The sequence below is a fragment of the Yoonia maritima genome, from assembly GCF_043641945.1.
GTDB lineage: Bacteria > Pseudomonadota > Alphaproteobacteria > Rhodobacterales > Rhodobacteraceae > Yoonia > Yoonia maritima_B.
This window is the reverse complement of record NZ_JBHZRX010000007.1, coordinates 196,534-218,671: the sequence shown is the minus strand read 5'-3', so window position 1 is coordinate 218,671 and position 22,138 is coordinate 196,534. Positions and strand designations below refer to the sequence as shown.

The window sequence follows — 22,138 nt, the reverse complement described above, 5'->3', positions numbered from 1 at the left end:
CTATATACTACAGTGAGTTATGGGTTATCTAGGATAGAGTTTCTTGCATCAATTTGTCAGGATCGGCAGCTTTGTAAGCGCTAGTAGCACGAGCAGGTGTTGAAATTGGGCTTCAAGCCTCAAACAGGGCTTCTGCGGGTCAATTTGGTGCTTATTTTCCCACGTTTCCCACAAATAAACATGGGAAATCAGCCTTCCAAAGATACGCAGAACAAAACGATAGGATAACGGAGATACGTGTAACGCTCTGTAAAAAATAGGAAATTTACAGGAACCCAAATGGAGGCGAGTACCGGAATCGAACCGGTGTACACGGATTTGCAAGACTAAGCAAATATCTGACAGAAAACAATTTTTTGTTTAGACTTGAGCCAAATTGGCAGCGAACAAATCAAGAATGTTTAGATAACATATCATTTGTACATAAGCATCAAACGTGCGCTGCTCGAAACGACCCAAAGGAGATCGACATTTCTGATCTAGACCCACTCGTCGTAGCCTGAGCAAGGTTTGTTTTCCTTGGGATCGACACTCTTGCCTATGTTTGCATGGCCCTCACCTAGCAAACGGATCATGAATACTGGTTGCCCTGATGCGTTTTTTGGCCATGCTGCTGTTACGGTATATAGTTAGGCAAAATATGTTTCTGTGATGGTTGTTTGATCGAATTGATATTGAGATTTCAAGAGGTGTGTTGTGGACGAAGAACATTCAATTCAAGTTTCTTTTCAAGGCGGCGGGGCAAAAATTGTTGAATTGCTGGCTGCGGCCGAGGCAATCCAAGAAAAATGCACGTCGGAAAACGTCAGAATCTCACGGGTTGCAGGTACTTCTGCAGGTTCCATTGTGGCAACACTAGTCGCTTTCGATATCAAAATTTCCGCGCTCGACTCGTCGCTCTTTTCACAAATACTGGATACGGTTGCAAAAGCACCTGGCATTGATCGATTGACTGGGGATGGTTGGTTGGACAAGGGCGATCAGCTGCTAGCTATCGCAAAGGGTCAGTCGTTTATTGAAGAGGGCTATCTCAAGGTCATAATTGAGAAGGCGCTCGATGTCCTTGGTGTTGATCCTGATACAACCATCCGCGACGTTCCGATGCCTCTTTTCATTGGTGCAGCTTCGCAAGTCTCAAGGAAAGCTGAGTATTTCAATCAAGAGTCAGCCGAACTTGCAGAATACCGATTATCAGATGCAATAGTCGCTTCGTGCAAAATTCCGTTTGTATTTACTAACTTCAAGGCTGACGGCGACATTGCACATGCCTATGTGGATGGAGGTCTCTGCGAGAACCTACCTGTCGAGCCGTTGTTAAGCGAAAAATCCAAATACGGACCTGTCTTAGCAATTGGTATAGCTTCTGAGGCAGATGCATGGCCCGCAAAAAACGCTAAACAATACATCGGACATTTGTTCGACATCGCTATCAACAACAGCGTCAAGAGAGCTGAGAGGTTCGTCGGAACTGAAAATGTTCATAGAGTCGTCTCGAAAGTTGGCACAACAGACTTCCTAAAACTCCAAGCGACCTTCAGGCTGAGTGACGACTATCGCCGAACCTTCAAATCCTGTGCCGCTTGGCTCGAAAGGCGTCTAAGAGCACTGTCTCCCAGCAGCGAGGCGACTATCGAGATACCCTCTCAACCTACTGTTCAAGAACTACTGGAGCAGAATGCCCGATCATTCGAAGCCAGGCGCAACAACAGAACGTATAGGGTCGAATATTCAGCGATGATTGCTACACCATGTTCGTGGATGTCACGGTATGAAGTTGAACAAAATGGAATTGGAGACCTCGACATATACTCGAGAGTGCACCTAGTTCCCAGGCAAGCTGACTTCGAGCTCTATGAGTATCCAATTGGAATGACAGCTATTGACGGGTCTTGGGTGGTTCCGCCCACGCTTAACGTAGAGATCGTACAAGCGGACGGCCAAAGGAGGCCCGCAAAGTACGAAATATTCCAATATTCTTTGGAGGGCGAGCTCTTCGGATACAGAAAAAAGATGGTCAAGTGCGTAGTTGTTCTCAACGAACCGCTCCCAAAATCAACAGATCAAATATCTGGGGAGCAGGCCGACAAGCTTCTAATTTGGTACCAACAGAAAACGGAGACACTGTTTGCCGATTTAACTGATCCAAATGAGGATCACGACTCTTTGGGTCTTTTTGCAACAGCCGGGATCAACGCTTCGATTGAAAAGGTTTACTTATTGGTTTGTGGTGATGCTGACCGTGCCAAGGTAAATATATCTGTTGATGAGCTGAGCTGCGAGTTGACAGAAATCTCCTCTATTTCAGACCTTCCGACTGAGCTTGCTTACATGTGTAGTCCTGAGTTCCCGTTTCATGGTTGGGTATCAGGCGAAGTTGTATCCGGAAAAGGTGCGCGGCTACGGCTAGAAAACCTTCCTGATGAATAACGGTGTTTCTGGCTCTTACCTCGTCGAATCTTGAGGATATATTATCATTGTGAACATGGATCTGGCAGCGTCTAGCCTTTGCGTGCTGACACGGTGTGTAGATATAGGGAAGGCAGCTGTATGCGTTTGCACTGGCAACTAAAGTCCGCAAGCCGCCCAATCGTGCGTAGAGCCGTTTAGAAGCCCTCTTAGAACGCAAACTGCAGCCATTTGCGCCACAAACCCACCAAACAGACTACACGCTCGTCTATGACGGGTCTTCCACAAAATTATGTAGAAGACGGCGGTCCGCATAGCAGGTTTTGAATCCGCTCACTGTTCAATCTGTTCCTAACTGGTATGTCTTTGTTGTCGATATGGCATGGAGACAAAAAATGAGTGAGTGGAAATCAGAGCACCATCTTTTACAGTGGCCATTCGTAAAGTCCTACGCGGGAAGCGAATTCGTTAAGTTCGCTGCGGCGGTACCTGTTTTTGGCTACCTGATACTCTTCAACGATGATGTAATTGCCTCACTCAGCTTTTCACGAATAGCGGGAGTTGAAACAAATGAGCACGATCCTTTCTGGCTTTCCAGTCTCACAAAACTTCGGCTGGCATTCTTTGGTGGCATCTTCATGTTAGCAGCAAATTTTTTGCAGACATGGCGTTCTCCTCGAACCCTTGCACATTCTAGTACTGACTTCGAGTTCGCGGACCGCGTTGTTTCTACCCACTCTTTTGGAGAGATTGTAGCGATGCAGAAGGAAGTACTTTCAGACGAATGGGTGTGGCGAACACCAATGATGAAAAGCCTGAACCGTAATTCAAGAGAGCTAGAAATTAAACATCCAGACTACTCGGCCTACGCCGATAAAACTGTCATTCTACGGAAAGGACAGGACTATCTCCGAGGCCTGTCGAGGGAATGGTGGTCAGGCCAGATGCACAAAGACTGGGCATGGCGGTATACAATAATCGCTCTCGCAAGCATTGGTTACATCATGTTAATCCTTCCGACGTTAGACATAACACAGGCCGTAATCGTCGACCTCATTCGTTAGTTTTCACGGATTATCTCGATGCGGTATAGGAAGAAGAGAGGCGTTTAGAGACCATGCTGAGCCCCGAACTAGTACTCAAGCACCCCTTACACAAGCAAAACACTAAAAGGCACCCGTAGCGCCGTTTTATGCACCACCTATCAGGCCGCGCTAGCCCTTCTTCTAAGCAAGTTCCAGAACGTTCATTACCATAACGCGGCCCATACATTAGCCTGGGCCGCCCGTCGTGTTGGAATGCCGGAGGCATCCAACGTGGTTAGGAAGACCACAGGGGCCCCGCCCAAGCGGGGATGCGTAGCAACGAGGGGATACCCTCGCTCCAGCACGCGCAACAAAAACCAACAGTTGGCATGACTTCACCCTCATTAGCCCCGCACACCCTGTCGTTAGTTGATAGGCGTCACCCGTCGAAATATTTCATTTCGACGGTCCTCACAGTTCTCCCCTAGTTCCTGTATACATTTAGTGACACCAAAAACTGAAACATTCCCCCCTTAACTACTGAAACATTTCCTCCATAAATGCGGCAAAGCGCCGTCAACAAATTTCGTTACTTTGGTTCATTTTGTTTTTTTCGATGCAGCCATTTGTTGCGCGAAAAGCACAAATTCCTGTATACATTTAGTGACACCAAGCGATTGAAATATTTTTCGATTTTCAGCTTTGATTTGCGAGAGCTTCGATCGCGAAGCTAACTTTAAGCCAAGATAGATTGCATGGGCGCCAGAGCACATTCAGCCGACTGGATGCGCAAGCGAACTTGGAAAAAGGGACCGCTGAGGTAAAGTTAAATGGCACGGACTTCGATTGAAGAAAAAGCACTTCGCCTGCTTCACGTATTTGAGCGTGCTGGAAGGTCAGTTCGCCGTGTCACAGTCGACGGCAAAAAGATCGAGCTGGTTTTAGCGGAAACACCCGTAGTTGATGAATTTGAGAGGATAGATATGCGCCATGACAAAACGTGAACTTCCCAAGCACGTATACCGCCAACGTAACGGGCTGTACTTCCAAAGACGGGGATGGAAATCCCAGAAGTTCGCAGCTGAATTTGGCTCGCCAGAATTCTGGGCTGAATACGCTGCAATTCTTTCCGGCGAACTACCTGTCTCTAGGGTTACAACACGTTCCTTCAAATCGCTTATCAAAAGCTACCATCGATCAAGCAGATACACCCAACTCAAGCCACGCACGGCGCTGGATTACGACAAGTATCTAAAGTTTTTCGAGGACGTTATGGGGGAAGCAAACCCCACGAATATGAAACGCAAAGACGTAATCCGGCTGCGCGATTCAAACGCCGACAAGCCCTACTTCGCTAACTACTCGCTGCGGGTGCTGCGTGTCCTGTTAGAACACTGCGTAGATTTAGGATGGTGTGAAACTAATCCGGCACGCGGTGTATCAGAAATCAAAACCATCAAGAAAGCGCGGGCACCTTGGCCACAAGAGCTTCTAGATCGGTACCGTAGCGCCTGCCCTCTCGGAATGCGTGAACGCCTGGCCATGGAACTGTGCGTCGGCACAGGTCAACGGATTGGCGATGTGATCGAAATGCGGTGGTCAGACATTCAAGACGGTGGGTTCACTGTGCGCCAAAACAAGACTGGCAAACAACTCTGGATTCCCATCCTACCAGAACTGCAAGCCGCACTCGACGCCGCAAGCCGCCACTCAGTCTTTATCCTGACCAATGAGCGAGGAACAAACCGTTGGTCATATCGCGGCGTCGCGCAAGCGGTGAAGAAAGTCCGGCAACAGATCAACGCACTCGACTTCGATATTCATAGCTGGCGATACAACGCTGCATGCGAACTGGTTGAAGCAGGGTGCGGTGACGACCTTGTCGCTGCCGTAACAGGTCAGAGCGCAGCCATGGTCCAGCATTACACCAAGCAGGTTCGTCAACGCGTCAGAGCGATTCAGGCGCAACAAATGCGAACAGAACAAAAACAGAATGTTTAGACATTTGTTTAGACTTCAATGCTCCGAAAATTTGAAATCCGGCTAAGTCATTGAATCTAAATGGAGGCGAGTACCGGAATCGAACCGGTGTACACGGATTTGCAATCCGCTGCGTCACCACTCCGCCAACTCGCCTCACGTGGTGTGCGCTGTGGTTAGGCTGAAGGCGCGTGGCCGTCAAGTGGATAAGCGCGTCGCCTTTAGCCCAGTGTTCGCTTTTTTATCGTGATACGTTCTATTGCTATCTCCCAGTCAACCTTGATCGTAGTTTCCTTTCCCCGAACCGCCCGATAGTCTGGCTGGCAATATGTGACTGATTTGGAAACACGATGTCTCGATCCATACTATTTGTGACCGGCACCCGGGCCGATTTTGGCAAGCTTGAGCCATTGGCGATCGCCGCACGAGACCAAGGCTTCACAGTCTCTTTCTTTGTAACGGGCATGCATATGCTTGATCGTTACGGGCTGACCAAGCTCGAGGTTCACCGCACGCCCGGCGTTCGTGTGCATGAATTTCTGAACCAACGTGCGGGCGACCCGCAGGATATGATCCTTGCCAAAACCGTCATCGGGTTTTCTGATTTCGTTAAGGAACATTCGCCTGATTTGGTTGTGATCCATGGCGACCGCGTTGAAGCCTTGGCTTGCGCCCTCGTCTGCGCCACGAATTATGTGCGTTGCGCGCATATTGAAGGCGGCGAAGTCTCGGGCACCATCGATGAAATCTACCGCCATTGTAACAGCAAACTGGCCAGCAGCCACTTTGTGTCGTCAGATGATGCAGCGCGTCGCGTGATGTCATTGGGTGAAGCAGCAGATGACATCCATCCAATCGGGTCGCCCGAGCTTGATTTTCATGCGGGTCCATCCGGTGTAATCATGGCCGAAGTTAAATCACGCTATGACATACCGTTTGATGAATTTGGTATCTGCGTTTTCCATCCGGTCACATCAGAGGCGGCAAGTATGGGTGCGCAGGCCGACGACCTGTTCGCCGCACTAGACCGCTCTGGAAAGAATTTCGTGGTTATCGCGCCAAACAATGACCCCGGCTCTGCCGATATTTTCGCAGCCATCAACCGCCTGCCCACTGATCGTTTCCGCGTCCTTCCCTCGATGCGCTTTGCTCATTTCTCAGAGTTAATGAAAAATGCGAGTGCGATGATTGGGAATTCCTCTGCTGGTGTCCGTGAGGCGCCGTTTATTGGCGTGCCGTCGCTTGATATCGGCTCGCGACAAACCAACCGTGCGAAGTCACCATCTGTATTCTTTGCAAATGCATCAGAGACTGACAAAATCAACGCCTTCCTGACCGAGCAATGGGGTAAAGCCTATCCCCGTCACGACGCATTTGGTGGCGGCAGCGCGGCAGATCGTTTTGCCGCAATCCTAAGAACAGACGCGTTCTGGAACAGCACGCTACAAAAGACGTTCCATGACCCCGAAGGCTAATATGCATCGCGGAGGTTTGCTGCGCATATATTTAGGCGTCAGCTACATCTTCCCTATGATCGCTGGCCGTATCTTGCGAAAACGGCTGGCAAGCGGCAAAGAACACCCGACCCGCTGGAATGAAAAGCAGGCACAAGGCCTTGCCCCTCGCCCTGACGGCCCACTGATTTGGCTCCACGCCGTGGGGCTGGGCGAGGTTCTATCGCTGCGCGGCCTGATTATACAAATGGCAAAGAAGCAGCCCGATGTTTCGTTCCTAGTGACATCGACAACTTTTGCATCAGCCGATGTTTTCACCAGCAACCTGCCCCCACGTACAATTCATCAGTTTCTTCCTATCGATGCTCCCAGCTATCGTCAGAGATTTTTGGATCATTTCCGACCGGACCTCTGCATCTGGGCCGAACAAGATATCTGGCCGGGGTTCGTCAGTGACATCAATCGCCGCGGTATCCCGCAGGCTGTCATTGCCGCGCGAATGGGTGAAAAATCATTTCGCTCGCATCAGAGGGCAAAAGGCCTTTACCAAAACCTGTATCAGGCGATGGATTTGATCACGGCCCAAGATCAGAAAACAGCCGATCATTTAGGTCGACTTGGCGCAAAGGCGGCCGTCACAGGGTCGCTAAAACCTGCGGCCCCTGCCCTAAGTCATCAAGCTGATGCATTGGCAGACCTGCGCGAACTACTTGCCGCGCGTTTCATATGGGCGGTCGCCCCATCGCACGCAGCAGACGAGGCAATCGCCTTTGATGCACATGCAATTCTGCGTCAGACGGACACAAGTGCATTGCTTATCGTCGCACCGCGTCAGCCTGAACGCCGGAAAGAATTCGCGACAAACATTCCGCGCAAGTCGCTCTTGCAATTGCCGCAACCCGGCGATCCGATCTGGCTTTGCGATACCTTCGGCGATCTTGGGTTAGTCTATCGCCTAGCATCAGCTGTCCTGATCGGCGGCACATTCAACGAAATTGAGGGACACAATCCGTGGGAGGCCGCAGCACTGGACACAGCTATTTTTCACGGCCCCAGGATTGGTAACTTTGTGACTGACTATGGCCAGTTGAACGACGCCAAGGCAGCAATCACAGTTCAGTCTGCACAGGAACTCGCTGATCAATTGATAAACGCTGACTTTGATGCACAAGCGGAGCGCGCGACGCATTGCATCGAAACCGCAAGCCATCAGATAGATACGCTGGCAACTGACCTACTGGGCCTGTTAAGTGCGGCGCATGAATAGTTTTCCACCACTTAAGCTACGCATCGCGATGGCCCTATACGAAGTCCTTTGGTGGCTTCTGATCCCCATTGTTTTGCTTTATCTGCGCAAACGTGGGCGCAAAGACCTTGTATATGCACAGCACATCGCTGAACGTTTCGGGAAATATAAACGCCAGCAAAGAAACCCGGTTTGGGTCCATGCCGTATCGCTTGGCGAAATGCGGTCGGCAACGCCGCTTATTCGCGCTTTGCTAGAACGGGGCGAAACTGTTCTAACCACGCATTTCACCCCCGCTGGACGGCGCGAGGCCGAACGCGAGTTCGCGAATGAGATCGCCGAAGGCCGCGTACAGACGGTTTGGGTGCCGCTAGAGCTTGGGTTTACCTATCGCCGTTTTCTTCGCCACTTCACCCCAAAATACGGGCTAGTGATGGAGATCGAGATCTGGCCGCGCATGATCATGGCTTGTCGCAAACACGGCACACCGCTGTTCATGTGCAACGCGCAGTATCCACAGAAAAGCTATGACAAAGACACCAAAGGACTTGGTTTACGCGCTGCGCTACTTGGTGGCTTTGCGGGTGGTTTCGTAAAATCGGATGACCAGCGCAATCGGTTCGCCGCTGCGGGCATGACCAACATCCATATCACAGGCGAGCTCCGCTTTGACCAGCCTATCCCGCAGCACCATTTGAACGCTGCCGCCAATGTCCGCGAGGCGCTAACCAAAGGCCGCCCTGCATTTACGCTAACATCCGTGGTTGAAGGCGAAGATCCGATTTACATCGACATGATCCGCAATACCCCAGATGCGTTTTTCGTCTATGTTCCGCGCGCGCCAGAACGGTTTGATGAGGTCGCGGATATGCTGCGTGATGCGGGACTGAATTTCGCCCGGCGATCAGATATTCTTGACGTTGATTTAAACCTGCGCCCTGACGCCCCAAAGATCGACGTTCTGCTGGGTGACAGCATGGGTGAGATGTACTTTTATCTGTCTCTTGCGGATCGCGCGATAGTAGGTGGCGGTTTTGTTCCCAAGGGCGCGCATAACGTGATTGAACCCCTCGCCCTGAAAAAACCTGTGATCGTTGGCCCTCACATCTGGACCATCGCCTATCCCGCGCAAGAGGCAATCGCGGCAGGTGTTTGCGATAATGTTCAAACGCCTGCCGCGCTTTTGCATGCTGTCCAGCAGCCATCGCCAGTCACTGAAAACCAGATCACACAGTTCTACGAAGATCATGCCGGCGGCGTGATCCGTACGCTCGCCGCGATTGACAAGGCGCTTTAGCCGCCGATGTCCTCGGGACCGACGGCCGTGGCCTTGATGATCGCATAGATTTGCTGCCCAACGGCCAGCTCCATCCGTCCGGCACTGCGCCTTGTGACCCGAGCAAGCAATTGATCGTCACCAGCACGTAGGCCGACAGCAACGCCCGGCCCGCGTCCGGGCCGTATTTCAGTGATCGTCACAGGTAGCACGTTCAAGGCGCTCATCCCTGTGGGTGCCTCACGTGCAAGAATCACGTCCTGTGCGGGTATCCGTATCCGCAGCAACTGCCCTATTTCACCAAGCTGACCTGGCATTAAAAGGCGCCCACCTGAAAACTGCAGTTCCGTTAGGTCATCGTCCAATAGGCGCCCAGCAACCCGCGTGACGATAACAGCACCCGCTGTCCGCGTACCCAGCAACGGCACGACGTCGGGGCTCGAAAGCACCTGCCCAACTGGCCCGGAAATCGCAACTTTGCCTTCATCCAGAACCACCAAGGTCGTCGCAAGACGCGCGACCTCTGACACGTCGTGACTGACATAGATGATTGGAACGCGGGTTTCGTCGCGCAGGCGTTCAAAATAAGGCAGAATCTCCGCCTTGCGCGGGGCATCAAGTGCGGCCAGCGGTTCATCCATCAGCAAGATTTGCGGATCACACATCAATGCACGCCCCAGCGCGACGCGCTGGCGTTCACCACCCGATAGACCTGATGGACGCCGATCTAACAGCGGCTCTAGCCCCAGTATATCAATCACATGTGCCGCATCATGGTCACCGCCATAGGTCAGATTGCGGCGCACCGACATATGCGGAAACAGCCGTGCATCTTGAAACACATACCCCACACGACGAAGCGGGGGCGGTAGGTTAACCCGTGCAGCACTATCAAACAGCACCGTTTCGCCCACGACAATCTTACCTGCATCAGGCCGCGACAATCCGGCAATTGCGTTCACCAATGTCGTCTTGCCCGAACCAGACCGACCAAAAATCGCCGTCACGCCAGCAGGCGCATTGATATCGACGTCCAATCCAAATTGCCCTTGGGTTTTCTGAACACAAATACGCAGCATCAGCGCCCCACCCGACGGGCCATGCGGTGCGACAGCCATTCTGAAATTAGCAAAGCGCCCATGGCAAGGATGATGGCGACAGTCACCAATCCAACGACAGCGGGTTCACTGCCCGGTACTTGCAGTAGTCCGTAGATGGCCGATGGGATCGTTTGGGTTTGTCCCGGAATGGCCGCAACAAAAGTAATCGTCGCGCCAAATTCGCCCAGCGCTTTGGCAAATCCAAGAACTGCGCCTGCCAGAATACTAGGCAAGATCAAAGGCAAGGTCACCGTCATAAAGACCCTTGTTCGCGATGCACCAAGCGTCGCGGCAGCGTCCTCTAACCCCGGATCGACAGCCTCGACCCCAAGGCGAATTGCACGTACCATTAGTGGAAACGCCATCACTGCAGCCGCAAGGGCTGCTCCAGTCCAACGGAACCCGAGCGAGACACCAAACACCTGTTCAAGAAAGCTACCAATCGGCCCCTGTTTTCCAAAGGTCACCAACAGCAAATAGCCCGTCACGACTGGCGGCAAGACCAACGGCAAATGCACGATTCCATTTAAAAGCTGCCGCCCGAAAAACCGTTTTCGCGCCAGCAAATACGCCACACCAATCGCGAGGGGCAGTGCACAGATCACAGCCACGACTGCCACACGCAGTGACAGCATGATCGCTGCCCATTCGGACGGTCCCCAAAGGTCCGTCATCGTGAAACTGGGGGCAGAAAACCTGCCTCTGCCATCATCGCTTGCCCTTCGGGTCCGGTCACAAAAGCCCAGAATGTAGCAGCGTTTTCATCTGCGTCTGGTGTCAATGCACCAGTATAGCGGATCGGTGTGTGGCTCTCTTGCGGAAAATTCGCAACCACGCGCACCGCGTCAGATATCCGCGCATCGGTTGCATAGACGATACCTAGCGGGGCTTGGCCTCGTGCAACGAGCGCCAGTGCCGCACGCACGTTATCGACTTCGGCTAATTGCCCATCGAATTGATCCCACAAACCCAGATGGATCAGCGCCTCTTTAGCATAAATGCCGGCAGGCACCGCATTGGTCAGCCCCACCGCAATACGCCCACCGCCCAGCGCATTGAATATCCCATCGGCGGTCAACGGCACGTCATTTGATGTCGCAAGACCAATAAGGACCAAACCGTTGCTTGCGAAATCACTGACCGTATGCGGCTGCACATGATCACCGTCGCGCAAGTAATTCATCCAATCCGTATTCGCCCACAGGACCACATCCGCTGGTGCGCCCTGACTGACCTGCCGCGCGAGCGTCCCGCTACCAGCATACGACACGACGACATCTGGGAACTGCGCGGCCATCGCATCCACGGGTTCCTTGAGGCTTGCGGCTGCAAAGACCAAAACCTCTGCGCGCGCGGTTGGCGCACTGAAAAGCGCAAGGCAAATCATAGCGATGAAGGATCGGATCAACATGCCGCGACTATCGGGGCGTTCGCAGCCATTCGCAAGGCCTAGACCCATTGCCGCGCACGTGCGGCCAAAACCTGCAAACCACTGCGAATGTCGGCGTCAATTGGACCAAGGCGAGGATCATCCCGTAGCGTTGTGATCCAATGTGGTTCTGGCTGGCGGGTACGTTGCGGGGTCTGCCACGTTAACGCCTGCAAAACATCCTGTGCTACGTCGGGCAAACGGTCTGGAATCTCAACCCCCTGCAATGTCGCCCATACGCCAGCCCATAATCTGCCCACCGACCAAGGATTATATCCCCCGCCGCCCAATACCAGATAGCGCGGGGCCATGGTGGCCAATGCCTGCACAATTGCCCAATGCGCGTTGTTTGACAGACAAAGTCGTGATTGCGGGTCTTCGGTTACGGCATCCGCACCGCATTGCAGGACAACAGCATCTGGCCGAAAACCCGCGACCAGTGGCAAGATCAAATCATCGCGGATCAGCGCCATGCCATCGTCATTCATCCCCGCCGGAACCGGCAAATTGAACACCTGCCCTACTCCGCAATCAGCCAACGCACCTGTTCGGGGCCAACGATTAGCCTCGTGTACAGAAATCAACAGGATGTCGGGGTCAGCGGCAAACGCATATTCAACCCCGTCAGCGTGATGCGCGTCAATATCAACATAAGCAATCCGCTGCGCACCATTGCGACGCAGCGATTGGATCGCCAGCACAGGGTCGTTCAGATAGCAAAAGCCGTTCGCACGATCTGGCATGCCATGGTGGGTACCGCCTGCCGGTGAATAAATGACACCACCCTTGGACAATAATTCACCCGCCAATAACGACGCCCCAGCCGAGGTAGCGGGACGGCGGTACATTTCAGTGAAGATTGGATTGGACGGCGTGCCCAGCGCATGGCGCGCCCGTGTTTCATCACTCACAACTTGCGCGGTTTCGGCTGCTTGTAAGGCCGCGATATACTGATCCGTGTGAAATCCAGTAAGTGCTGCGGGCTTTGCACGGGGACTTGTGATAAACTGTGCCGCAGGCAACCATCCCATCGCGCGGGACAAATCCATGACCGTCGAAACCCGTGGCACACGCAACGGATGCCATGCGCCATAGCTCGAGTTCCGATAGATCTCGGACCCAATAAAGCGTGGGAAAGGGCTTGCCTGTGCAAGCGGGGCATGCGTAACGTCCTGCATCTTCAGCGGTGTACCGTAAATCAAGACTGGAACCATGGCAAAAATCGCTTTCCGCCAACTCCCTATTAAGCTTCGGGCTGGACGAAAAACGGACGTACGCGCGCAATTCGCAGCCCTATGTTGGCGGATGCACAACGACAACCTTGAGATCTGCATCGTAACGACCCGCAATACAGGCCGCTGGATTTTGCCCAAAGGCTGGCCCATGCACAAACAAACACCAGCCCAAGCCGCCGCAACCGAGGCCTATGAAGAGGCTGGTATTACCGGTGATGCGATCGATCACTGCCTTGGTGTTTACAGCTACGTTAAGCCACTAAAATCTGGGACAGCACCTATTGTAGTGATGGTCTACCCGGTTCATGTGCGCAACGTGCTAAGCGACTGGCCAGAAAAAGGGCAACGCAAACGCAAATGGCTAAGCCCCAAGAAAGCCGCGAAAAAATTGCAAGAACCAGAGCTAAAACGTATCGTTGCTTCGTTTAAACCTCAGATGGTCCTGCACTAACGGCAAGCTTGCAAGCGCCAGTAAAACGCCTATTTAACAATCATGATCCGCTTCAATCTCAAATGTGACCAAGACCATGCTTTTGAAAGTTGGTTTCAATCCGGCGATGCTTTTGAAAAACTAAGCAACGCAGGGCTGATTAATTGCGACACATGCGGATCAACGGCAGTGACGAAATCCATTATGGCACCTTCGGTTAGCACCTCGAACCGAATCGCGGCACCCAAAGCGACTGAAAACCCCATCGAAGAACTGCGTAATAAGGTCGAAAGTTCTTCTGAATACGTTGGCAATTCCTTCGTCAAAGAAGCACGCGACATGCATGACGGCGTAAAGCCAGAGCGCCCCATTTATGGCGAAGCAAAACTGGAAGAGGCTAAGAAACTGGTCGATGACGGTATCCCAGTGCTTCCGCTTCCTTTTATTCCTCGTAAAAAGACCAACTAGTCCCACGCATTAGTGTCAGTTGCGCATTGCCCTTGGCCGCGTGCGCCTTTAAGACACCTGCGGAATTACTACAGGGGTGGAACGCCCCGGGGGACACGACCATGCCAACGCTTGTAATGAAATTTGGCGGCACATCGGTTGCCAATCTTGACCGGATCGCCCGCGCTGCAAAACGCGTCGCTGTAGAGGTCGCTAATGGATATGACGTCATTGTCATCGTTTCGGCCATGTCCGGAAAGACCAACGAACTGGTCGGCTGGGTCAACGAAACATCCCCGCTTTATGACGCTCGCGAATATGATGCGATTGTGTCTTCGGGTGAAAACGTCACCGCTGGCCTGATGGCGCTTCGTTTGCAGGAAATGGATATTCCTGCACGTAGCTGGCAGGGTTGGCAGGTTCCGGTACAAACGACATCTGCGCATTCAAACGCACGGATCGAAGAAATCCCAACCGATAATATCAACGCCAAATTCGGCGAAGGTATGAAGGTTGCAGTTGTTGCAGGTTTCCAAGGGATCAGCCCCGAAGGCCGCATCACAACATTGGGCCGTGGCGGGTCAGACACCACAGCCGTCGCATTTGCAGCCGCTTTTGGCGCGGAACGTTGCGATATCTACACTGACGTGGATGGCGTCTATACGACTGACCCACGGATCACCAAAAAGGCGCGCAAGCTTGACAAGATCGCATTTGAAGAAATGCTCGAACTGGCATCGCTTGGCGCAAAAGTATTGCAAACGCGCTCGGTCGAATTGGCTATGCGCTATAAAGTACGCCTGCGCGTGCTATCATCATTTGAAGAACCATCGGACGCAGCAGGTACGCTCGTCTGCGATGAGGAGGAAATCATGGAATCCAACGTCGTGGCCGGTGTGGCCTATTCCCGTGACGAAGCAAAAATGACCCTGATTTCGGTCGCCGACCGCCCCGGCATTGCCGCCGCGATCTTTGGCCCATTGTCTGACGCCGGCGTTAACGTCGACATGATCGTGCAGAACATCTCGGAAGAGGGACGCACAGACATGACGTTCTCTTGCCCGGTTGATCAGGTCGTGCGCGCCGAAAAGGCGATGCAAGAAGCCAAAGACAAAGGCGACATTAATTACCACGATCTTGTCGCGGATGAAGGCGTTGCAAAAGTATCAGTCGTTGGCATCGGCATGCGTAGCCACACTGGTGTTGCTGCAAAAATGTTCCAAGTTTTGTCCGCTGAAGGTGTGAACATTAAAGTCATCACAACCTCCGAGATTAAAATTTCCGTCCTGATTGATCGAAAATACATGGAACTTGCCGTTCAGGCCCTGCATGATGCATTCGAATTGGAAAAGGCTAGCTGATCGCAAACGATCGGTTCGCCGTCGACGGGGGACCAATGCCAGAACGGATTGAAACCGAGAGCCGCAAGCTGCTTGGCCGCCTACGTGAGGCCTTAGCAGCTGATAACGAAGGCCAAGCGCGCCTAGATGCAGTCGTTGGACTCATCGCCACCTCGATGATGACCGAGGTTTGCTCGATCTATCTATTCCGTGATGCTGAAACCCTAGAGCTATGCGCCACAAAGGGTCTTCAAGCCGAAGCTGTCCACCAGACCCGGATGCGTCTTGGCGAAGGTTTGGTTGGCCGTACCGCCAAAAGCCGGACAGTGATCAACACCGCAAACGCCCCTGCTGAAAAGGGCTTTCGCTACATGCCTGAAACGGGCGAAGAACGGTATTCATCGTTCTGTGGCGTTCCCATTCAGCGCCTTGGCGATGTGCTCGGCGTTCTTGTCGTACAATCCAAAGCCGCACGCGAATTCACAGCCGACGAAGTCTATGCGCTTGAAATCGTTGCGATGGTTCTGGCCGAGATGACCGAACTTGGCGCTTTCGTTGGTGAAGGTGCCGCCTTGTCCGCACGCCACCAACAGCACGTGCTCTTGCGTGGCTCCGTCGCCCAAGAGGGCGCAAGCGAGGGTCGCGTATATCTTCACGAGCCGCGCGTCGTTGTCACCAACCCAATCTCAGACGACCCCGAGTTTGAATTAGCGCGCCTGCGCGAAGGCGTCGACAAACTGCGCTCATCAGTCGACAGCATGCTTCTTGGCGCGCGGTCAACAGACACCGACCAGTCCGAAGTTCTTGAAGCCTACCGCATGTTCGCAAATTCGGGCAGTTGGATGCGTCGGATGGAAGATGACGTCATCAACGGCCTGTCCGCCGAAGCCGCTGTTGAAAAAGAACAATCGCTGGCGCGGACACGGCTGAGCAAAGCGGGTGATGCATATCTGCGCGAACGTCTGCACGATCTAGACGACATATCAAACCGGCTCTTGCGTATTCTGACTGGTCAGGGTGCGGACGCACGCAACGATATGCCAGAAAACCCCATTCTGGTCGCCCGCAACATCGGTCCCGGCGAATTGTTGGAATATGGCAAGGCGCTCAAGGGTATTGTCCTAGAGGAAGGCTCTGTCGGGAGCCACGCAACCGTTATCGCCCGTGCTTGGGCGATCCCGCTGGTGATCAACGCCAAGGGTGTCACCCGCGAGGCACTGAACGGTGATCCTATCCTTGTTGATGGCGACCAAGGTATCGCACACCTACGCCCTGATGAAACCGTGCATACAGCATTCCGTGATAAACTGGCGATGCAAACACGTGCTCAGGAACGCTATGCCTCGATCCGTGATCTACCCGCGACAACCAAATGCGGAACCACGATATCGCTTCAGATGAATGCGGGGCTTATCGCTGACCTGCCCTCACTCGAAGGGTCCGGCGCCGAGGGCGTTGGCCTATTCCGTACCGAGCTACAGTTCCTAGTCCGCAACAAGATGCCACGTCGCGCTGAACTATCCGCGCTTTATTCGCGGGTCGTGAAATCGGCGAACGGTAAACGCGTTGCCTTCCGCACCTTGGACATCGGGTCTGACAAGGTCCTACCTTACATGAAGCCCAACGACGAACCCAACCCAGCAATGGGCTGGCGCGCGATCCGCGTGGGTCTTGATAAACCCGGCGTGCTGCGGATGCAGTTGCAGGCCCTGCTGCGGGCAGCAGATGGTGGGCCACTGGCTGTCATGTTCCCATTCATCACCCAGCTAGACGAATTCCGAGCAGCCAAAGCCGAGATGAACAAAGCCATCGAACGCGAGAAAATCTTGGGACATAACCTGCCGTCCAAGCTCGAAGTTGGTGCGATGTTAGAGACACCGTCACTTGGGTTCGCACCTGACGTGTTCTTTGAGGAAGTCGACTTTATCTCAATTGGTGGCAACGACCTAAAACAGTTCTTCTTTGCAGCTGACCGTGAAAACGAACGGGTTCGCAAACGCTATGACACGCTGAACGTCAGCTTCCTTTCGTTCATTTCGCAAGTCATCGCACGCTGCCATGCGTCGAACACGCCGCTGTCGTTCTGCGGCGAAGATGCCGGACGACCGGTCGAGGCCCTGTGCTTTGCCGCGCTTGGGCTGCGTACGCTATCTATGCGCCCAGCATCTGTTGGGCCAGTAAAGCACCTGCTGCGTCGCGTTGATCTGGGCGAAGTAAAGGCCGTCATGGACGAGGCAATCGCACGCGGCGATCAATCGGTACGCCGTGCCGTTGCAGATTGGCTTGTTTATCAAGTCTGATTAAGTAAGGCGTTGTGAAACGCGTCGGTCACGACGTCCTGCCCGTGGTCCCGCGCGAGTTTGCGTAGGCCAAAATGCACATGTGCAAGCGCCACATAGTAATCGACAAACGCGTAATTGGTCCCTGCCCCGGCAGCGGCACCCAATATCGGCACGGTTTGGGTCGCCAGCTTTTGCGACATTACCGCCGCAAACTTTGGCGCGACCCTGCTAATCAGCCCATGCACCGCAGCGCCTGACAGCCCAAGACGGGCCCCGATAAACGCCGTATCAACACCGTCATCCGCTGTTCCGGGGCCACCAGCCCCAAACACCGCAAGGCATTCCATACGGGTTTCAACAGATTGTGGATCTTCGCCATGACCTTCGGCAACATGAAGCACCGCGCGGAAGATCACGGTCGTCGCAACGGGCAGTTCCGCCAGTGCTGTTGGCAAGCCACCCAGCCCACCAATCGCGCCTGTGATAGTTCCCATCGCCTTGTGAACCCGGTCCGAACCGATGTTCTTACCCAGTCCGTCACGCGATTTTGCCGCAACTTCAAAGCTGTGTTCCAGCGCCTTTCGGGCAATGTCATCGACCTGAGACCGTACCGGCTTGGGCAGCAACTTCATCCCGTCTTCGACCTGACCACCAACAAAGTTGATCGCCTTCATCAGCACACCACGTGCGCGCCTTTGTCGTTCGGCCAGCGCAATAATCTGCGCGCGCGCCTCGTCATTCAGCGGGGCGGGTAAATCTATTGGGTTCAGTGCTTTTAGGTCGTTATCTGTTACGCTCATGCAATCAAGATGGGGGCACGACGACCTATTTGCAATCACTGGCCTGTGTGACAAGCCCTGTAATGCCGTCCCAAGCGCCATCACGCAGCGCCAGTCCCAACACACGATCAGGGTTGGTTGGTGGCGGCATTTCAACGCCTTCCAGCTTTTCAAAACCAAAGCGCCCATAATAGGGTGCATCGCCAACCAGCATCACACGGTCCCATCCGTGTTCAGTCGCGACAGCCAAACACTGCCGCATCAGCATGGCTGCAACACCTTCGCCTTGGCGGGTGGGATGAACGGCAATGGGGCCAAGCAACACCGCCAAATGCCCATCAACACAGACCGGCCAATTGCGCACAGCACCCGCCAAGATGCCATGTTCATCACGCGCAGTGAGACACAAGGGCGCAATCGGCGGAACGCCATCACGCAAACGGTAGGACGACAACGCGGACCGACCGGGTGCAAAGCAAAGGTCGTACAGCGCCTCTACCTCCCACCAGTCACCCGCCGTTTCCTCGGCCATTGTCATTGGGGCTTGCTGCATTATTCTTTCATCTGGCCAAGTTAGTCGCGGCAAGCTACCTCTTAGAAAACCTAAGGAAAAGACAACACGATGTTTTACGAGCCAAAAAATGGGCACGGGCTGCCGCACAATCCGTTTAACGCCGTCGTTTCACCTCGTCCGATTGGCTGGATTTCAACGCGGGGCACAGATGGGCACGACAATCTTGCCCCCTATTCGTTTTTCAACGCGGTTGCATATGAACCACCTCAGGTCATGTTTTCGTCGACCAGTACAAAACCTGACCGTGATGGAACCAAAGATTCGGTCACCCACATTCGTGAAACCGGCGTGTTTGCTGTGAACATCGTGGAATACGCAGCAAAGGACGCAATGAACCAAACATCGGGGGCATGGGACAAGGACACCGACGAATTTGCCCTTGCCGACATTGCCAAGGCCGAATGCAATGCAATCGCCTGCGCACGCGTGGCGAATGCACCCGCGACATTGGAATGCAAGCTCACGCAAATCGTGCAACTGCCCGGTGCGGCCAATTTCGCAGTATTCGGCGAAGTCATCGGCGTACACCTACGCGATGATTGCCTTATCGACGGCAAATTCGACGTGACAAAATTCGGGATGCTCGCCCGCATGGGCTATCAGGACTACGCTGTCGTGCGCGACGCGTTCACGCTCAAACGGCCTGGTTAAGCTCGAAACAATCAAAGATCACATCACCCTATGGTAATACACCCAAAAATAGAAAGTGCCGCATACATGCAACAATAAACGCGTGATTCATTCACTTCACATCTCCCCGAGGCAAACCACTATTGACGTTAGGGCTAATCAGATGTTTCTCGCCTCTCATTGAACTAATTAATCAATGGAAACAATATGATACTGAACATTAAATATTTAGCCGTCGCAACCGCGGCTATTGCTCCCCAACTTGCTAGTGCAGACGAACTGATTTTACGTGGTGGTATCGCATCAGGTTTCGCAAACGAATATACATATGCGTTAGAGGAAGATGACGGAGAAACACCTATTAATACCGACTACGGCTTAGGTATGATGGGTTCTGCAACATACAGCATGGATAATGTTTACAGGAATATCGGACTAGACCTTAACCTACAGTTTGGCGTTCTCTTGGGTAAAGATGATAGTGGTGATCCATTGGATAACTCTTGCTATATCACTACTTACCTGGGCCTCATCCCCGATTGTCAAGATCGTGCAGACACCGAAAACCAGACTGCGTATGCAGACCTATCTGCTTTGGGCCGATTTGAGGTTGGATCAGGTCAGACAGAACTGCTTGCTGGGGTTTCATATCTGGGTGTCAAAAACCAACTTGAAACGGACTATCTTTATCCCAATGGTTTCGAAAACTTTGTATCTCGGGACACTGAGTTCTCGGGGCTTGGCTTAAAAATAGGCGCGCGTCATCAAGTTCCTTTACAGAATGGCATGACCATACAAATCGAAGGTTTCGTCGCACAATACCGCGGTGATCGCACGACTGATATCGTTGATTTCGAAACGTCCAGTGGGTCACCTAACGACGAACAAACCGCTTCAGCTACAGACACAATCGATGTCACCACATTTGAACTGACACCATCTGTCTTGATGGATGCAGCATGGGCAGGCGATGGTGCCACAATGGAATTTGGCATCAGCTATAAGCTGCTTTCAGGTGTCATTGATACACGTAACTTCGTCGATCATGGATTTATTGATCCATTCGAAGAAGGGGATGAATTTGACGATGTATCCTCGACATCCATCTTCGCAGGGGTCACCATCCCGCTGCAATAATAACGCAGTTAAATTTAAGAGGGCGGGGCGCCTATGCGCCCCGCCCTCTTAAATCGCGATCCAAAAGTATCGCGCTATCCCATAAACATAAAGCACCGTGAACAGCATGTTGATATACTTCAACTGCGGTTCCGTGCGCAGCCATGCGCAATACATCCAGATTAAGCAAAACGGCAGGCTGAACAGCATCGCTGCCAATTGCCACCCCTGCACAACGCAAATTGTGCTGGCAACGCCCAGCACAAATGCGACCCATTTCAATTGCTGCTCATAAGCCGCAAATGCCATCAGTGTCATAGTCTATTATGTCTCGGTAATGTCCGCCGTGGACCCGGCGAGTGACAAAAAACCAGATAGCTTAGTTTTCGGGTTCACGCAACAATTGCAACGACATACCCAACATAGGCCGCAACAAACGAAAACCCTGCCCAACGTGGGATCTGTCCACGAATGCGTGCAAATGCGGCAGGCGCAAGTGCAGCAACGATAAATACAGCCAAGGTCACCCCTGCCATGTCGGCTGGAACCGTCAGCGGATAGACCGCGGCGGTAATCCCTAGGATACCCAGCACGTTGAAAATGTTGGACCCAATGATGTTACCAATCGCGATGGCGCCCTGCCCCTTACGCGCAGCCACCACAGAGGTCACAAGTTCAGGTAGCGACGTACCGACGGCCACAATCGTAAGGCCAATCACCGCCTCTGATACGGCAAATGCACGTGCAATTTCGCTGGCACCTTGGACGAGGAACTTTGCCCCGGCCATTACGCCCAAAAGGCCCAGCAGAAAGACACCAACGCCCGCCCAGACGGACATACCTTCGACCTGTTCTTCGGCTTCATCTTCGGGGCGCTTGCTCCTCAATGTCACAATCAGATAACCCGCAAGCGCAGCAAGACACAGCAGACCCGCAGCCCGCCCAATATACCCAAACATAATAAGCCCCGCGCAAAGCGCCGTGGCCCCCAGCATCACCATACCGTCACGTTCAAGCAATGCGCGACCGGGCACAGCACCCATCGCGGCTGTGACACCTAAGATCAGAAGGATATTCGCGATATTGCTACCAACCACATTGCCCAACGCGATACCGGGAAGACCTTGGAAGGCAGCGATAAGGCTGGTCATGAGCTCTGGCGTCGAAGTGCCGAAACCAACGAGCGTCAAACCGATAACAAATGGCGAAAGCCCCGCACGCTGTGCAACCGACACAGCCCCACGAACAAGCACATCACCGCAAATAACCAAGGCCACAAGGCCTCCGGCAACGTAAGCAATATCAATCAACATTTAGAAAGTCCGAGGCCATGAACGCGCAATTGCTGCGCCAGTAGCCTAATGGGCGCGCAACACATCTGTGTCGTCG

General features: G+C 53.1%; 21 protein-coding genes and 1 tRNA gene. 13 read left to right on the top strand and 9 right to left on the bottom strand.

Features of this window, described 5'->3' with window-relative positions; all coding sequences use genetic code 11:
• The first annotated feature begins 696 nt into the window (after positions 1-696).
• The 4 genes from ACHUEV_RS15530 to ACHUEV_RS15515 all read left to right on the top strand — a co-directional run bounded on the left by ACHUEV_RS15530 (position 697) and on the right by ACHUEV_RS15515 (position 5,432).
• Positions 697-2,427 (top strand): patatin-like phospholipase family protein, encoded by a 1,731-nt coding sequence (locus tag ACHUEV_RS15530; RefSeq protein ID WP_394181444.1) that lies wholly within the window; start codon positions 697-699, stop codon positions 2,425-2,427.
• Between the two features lie 374 nt (positions 2,428-2,801).
• Positions 2,802-3,470, top strand: coding sequence for a hypothetical protein (locus ACHUEV_RS15525; RefSeq protein WP_394181442.1), 669 nt, complete (start codon positions 2,802-2,804; stop codon positions 3,468-3,470).
• Between the two features lie 791 nt (positions 3,471-4,261).
• Complete coding sequence (locus ACHUEV_RS15520) at positions 4,262-4,435, top strand: hypothetical protein (RefSeq protein WP_394181440.1); 174 nt, start codon at positions 4,262-4,264, stop codon at positions 4,433-4,435.
• Positions 4,422-5,432 carry a tyrosine-type recombinase/integrase gene (locus ACHUEV_RS15515; protein WP_394181438.1) on the top strand — a complete coding sequence of 337 codons (1,011 nt, stop codon included), beginning with the start codon at positions 4,422-4,424 and terminating at the stop codon, positions 5,430-5,432. Before ACHUEV_RS15520 ends, ACHUEV_RS15515 begins: the two co-directional genes overlap by 14 nt.
• A gap of 61 nt (positions 5,433-5,493) precedes the next feature.
• On the opposite strand, the gene ACHUEV_RS15510 is transcribed toward ACHUEV_RS15515, so the two are convergent.
• Positions 5,494-5,567, bottom strand: a tRNA-Cys gene (locus ACHUEV_RS15510).
• A 194-nt stretch (positions 5,568-5,761) separates the two neighbouring features.
• On the opposite strand from ACHUEV_RS15510, the gene neuC reads away from it, so the two are divergent.
• From neuC to ACHUEV_RS15495, 3 genes are read left to right on the top strand one after another with little or no spacing between them, the layout of a single operon-like run.
• Complete coding sequence (gene neuC / locus ACHUEV_RS15505; protein WP_394181436.1) at positions 5,762-6,886, top strand: UDP-N-acetylglucosamine 2-epimerase; 1,125 nt, start codon at positions 5,762-5,764, stop codon at positions 6,884-6,886.
• Positions 6,870-8,132 (top strand): 3-deoxy-D-manno-octulosonic acid transferase, encoded by a 1,263-nt coding sequence (locus tag ACHUEV_RS15500; RefSeq protein ID WP_394181434.1) that lies wholly within the window; start codon positions 6,870-6,872, stop codon positions 8,130-8,132. The genes neuC and ACHUEV_RS15500 overlap by 17 nt, the downstream gene beginning before the upstream one ends.
• On the top strand, positions 8,125-9,408 hold the full coding sequence (locus tag ACHUEV_RS15495) for a 3-deoxy-D-manno-octulosonic acid transferase (protein ID WP_394181432.1): 1,284 nt from the start codon (positions 8,125-8,127) through the stop codon (positions 9,406-9,408). The genes ACHUEV_RS15500 and ACHUEV_RS15495 overlap by 8 nt, the downstream gene beginning before the upstream one ends.
• Here ACHUEV_RS15495 and modC read toward each other — a convergent pair.
• Genes modC through ACHUEV_RS15475 form a run of 4 tightly spaced genes read right to left on the bottom strand, consistent with a single transcriptional unit; the run spans position 9,405 to position 13,094 of the window.
• On the bottom strand, positions 9,405-10,505 hold the full coding sequence (modC, locus tag ACHUEV_RS15490; RefSeq protein WP_394181430.1) for a molybdenum ABC transporter ATP-binding protein: 1,101 nt from the start codon (positions 10,503-10,505) through the stop codon (positions 9,405-9,407). The two genes, ACHUEV_RS15495 and modC, sit on opposite strands and share 4 nt — an antisense overlap.
• Complete coding sequence (gene modB / locus ACHUEV_RS15485) at positions 10,466-11,161, bottom strand: molybdate ABC transporter permease subunit (RefSeq protein ID WP_394181428.1); 696 nt, start codon at positions 11,159-11,161, stop codon at positions 10,466-10,468. Before modB ends, modC begins: the two co-directional genes overlap by 40 nt.
• Positions 11,158-11,946, bottom strand: a complete 789-nt coding sequence (modA, locus tag ACHUEV_RS15480; protein ID WP_394181426.1) for a molybdate ABC transporter substrate-binding protein — start codon at positions 11,944-11,946, stop codon at positions 11,158-11,160. Before modA ends, modB begins: the two co-directional genes overlap by 4 nt.
• A complete protein-coding gene (locus ACHUEV_RS15475) occupies positions 11,937-13,094 on the bottom strand; it encodes an acetoin utilization protein AcuC (protein WP_394181472.1) in 1,158 nt (385 codons plus the stop codon). Before ACHUEV_RS15475 ends, modA begins: the two co-directional genes overlap by 10 nt.
• 34 nt (positions 13,095-13,128) lie before the next feature.
• On the opposite strand from ACHUEV_RS15475, the gene ACHUEV_RS15470 reads away from it, so the two are divergent.
• From ACHUEV_RS15470 to ptsP, 4 genes are all read left to right on the top strand, one after another.
• Entirely contained in the window at positions 13,129-13,602 is a 474-nt protein-coding gene (locus tag ACHUEV_RS15470; protein WP_106358154.1) for an NUDIX hydrolase, read from the top strand.
• Positions 13,603-13,644: 42 nt separating this feature from the next.
• Positions 13,645-14,049 (top strand): DUF1178 family protein, encoded by a 405-nt coding sequence (locus tag ACHUEV_RS15465; protein ID WP_394181424.1) that lies wholly within the window; start codon positions 13,645-13,647, stop codon positions 14,047-14,049.
• A gap of 101 nt (positions 14,050-14,150) precedes the next feature.
• On the top strand, positions 14,151-15,389 hold the full coding sequence (locus ACHUEV_RS15460) for an aspartate kinase (protein WP_394181422.1): 1,239 nt from the start codon (positions 14,151-14,153) through the stop codon (positions 15,387-15,389).
• A 35-nt stretch (positions 15,390-15,424) separates the two neighbouring features.
• Positions 15,425-17,668 (top strand): phosphoenolpyruvate--protein phosphotransferase, encoded by a 2,244-nt coding sequence (gene ptsP / locus ACHUEV_RS15455; RefSeq protein ID WP_394181420.1) that lies wholly within the window; start codon positions 15,425-15,427, stop codon positions 17,666-17,668.
• Here ptsP and ACHUEV_RS15450 read toward each other — a convergent pair.
• Both ACHUEV_RS15450 and ACHUEV_RS15445 read right to left on the bottom strand, forming a co-directional pair.
• Entirely contained in the window at positions 17,659-18,450 is a 792-nt protein-coding gene (locus ACHUEV_RS15450; protein WP_394181418.1) for an EcsC family protein, read from the bottom strand. The genes ptsP and ACHUEV_RS15450 overlap by 10 nt on opposite strands.
• A 25-nt stretch (positions 18,451-18,475) precedes the next feature.
• Positions 18,476-18,982 carry a GNAT family N-acetyltransferase gene (locus tag ACHUEV_RS15445; protein WP_394181416.1) on the bottom strand — a complete coding sequence of 169 codons (507 nt, stop codon included), beginning with the start codon at positions 18,980-18,982 and terminating at the stop codon, positions 18,476-18,478.
• A 69-nt stretch (positions 18,983-19,051) separates the two neighbouring features.
• On the opposite strand from ACHUEV_RS15445, the gene ACHUEV_RS15440 reads away from it, so the two are divergent.
• Together ACHUEV_RS15440 and ACHUEV_RS15435 are read left to right on the top strand one after the other, a co-directional pair.
• Positions 19,052-19,654: a flavin reductase family protein gene (locus ACHUEV_RS15440; protein WP_394181414.1), complete on the top strand. Its 603-nt coding sequence runs from the start codon at positions 19,052-19,054 to the stop codon at positions 19,652-19,654.
• A 186-nt stretch (positions 19,655-19,840) separates the two neighbouring features.
• Positions 19,841-20,770, top strand: a complete 930-nt coding sequence (locus tag ACHUEV_RS15435; protein ID WP_394181412.1) for a hypothetical protein — start codon at positions 19,841-19,843, stop codon at positions 20,768-20,770.
• 48 nt (positions 20,771-20,818) lie between these two features.
• Here the strand turns inward: ACHUEV_RS15435 and ACHUEV_RS15430 are convergent, their stop codons facing one another.
• Both ACHUEV_RS15430 and ACHUEV_RS15425 read right to left on the bottom strand, forming a co-directional pair.
• Complete coding sequence (locus ACHUEV_RS15430; protein ID WP_394181410.1) at positions 20,819-21,067, bottom strand: peptidase; 249 nt, start codon at positions 21,065-21,067, stop codon at positions 20,819-20,821.
• 74 nt (positions 21,068-21,141) lie between these two features.
• A complete protein-coding gene (locus tag ACHUEV_RS15425) occupies positions 21,142-22,062 on the bottom strand; it encodes a calcium/sodium antiporter (protein WP_394181408.1) in 921 nt (306 codons plus the stop codon).
• Between the last annotated feature and the right edge of the window lie 76 nt (positions 22,063-22,138).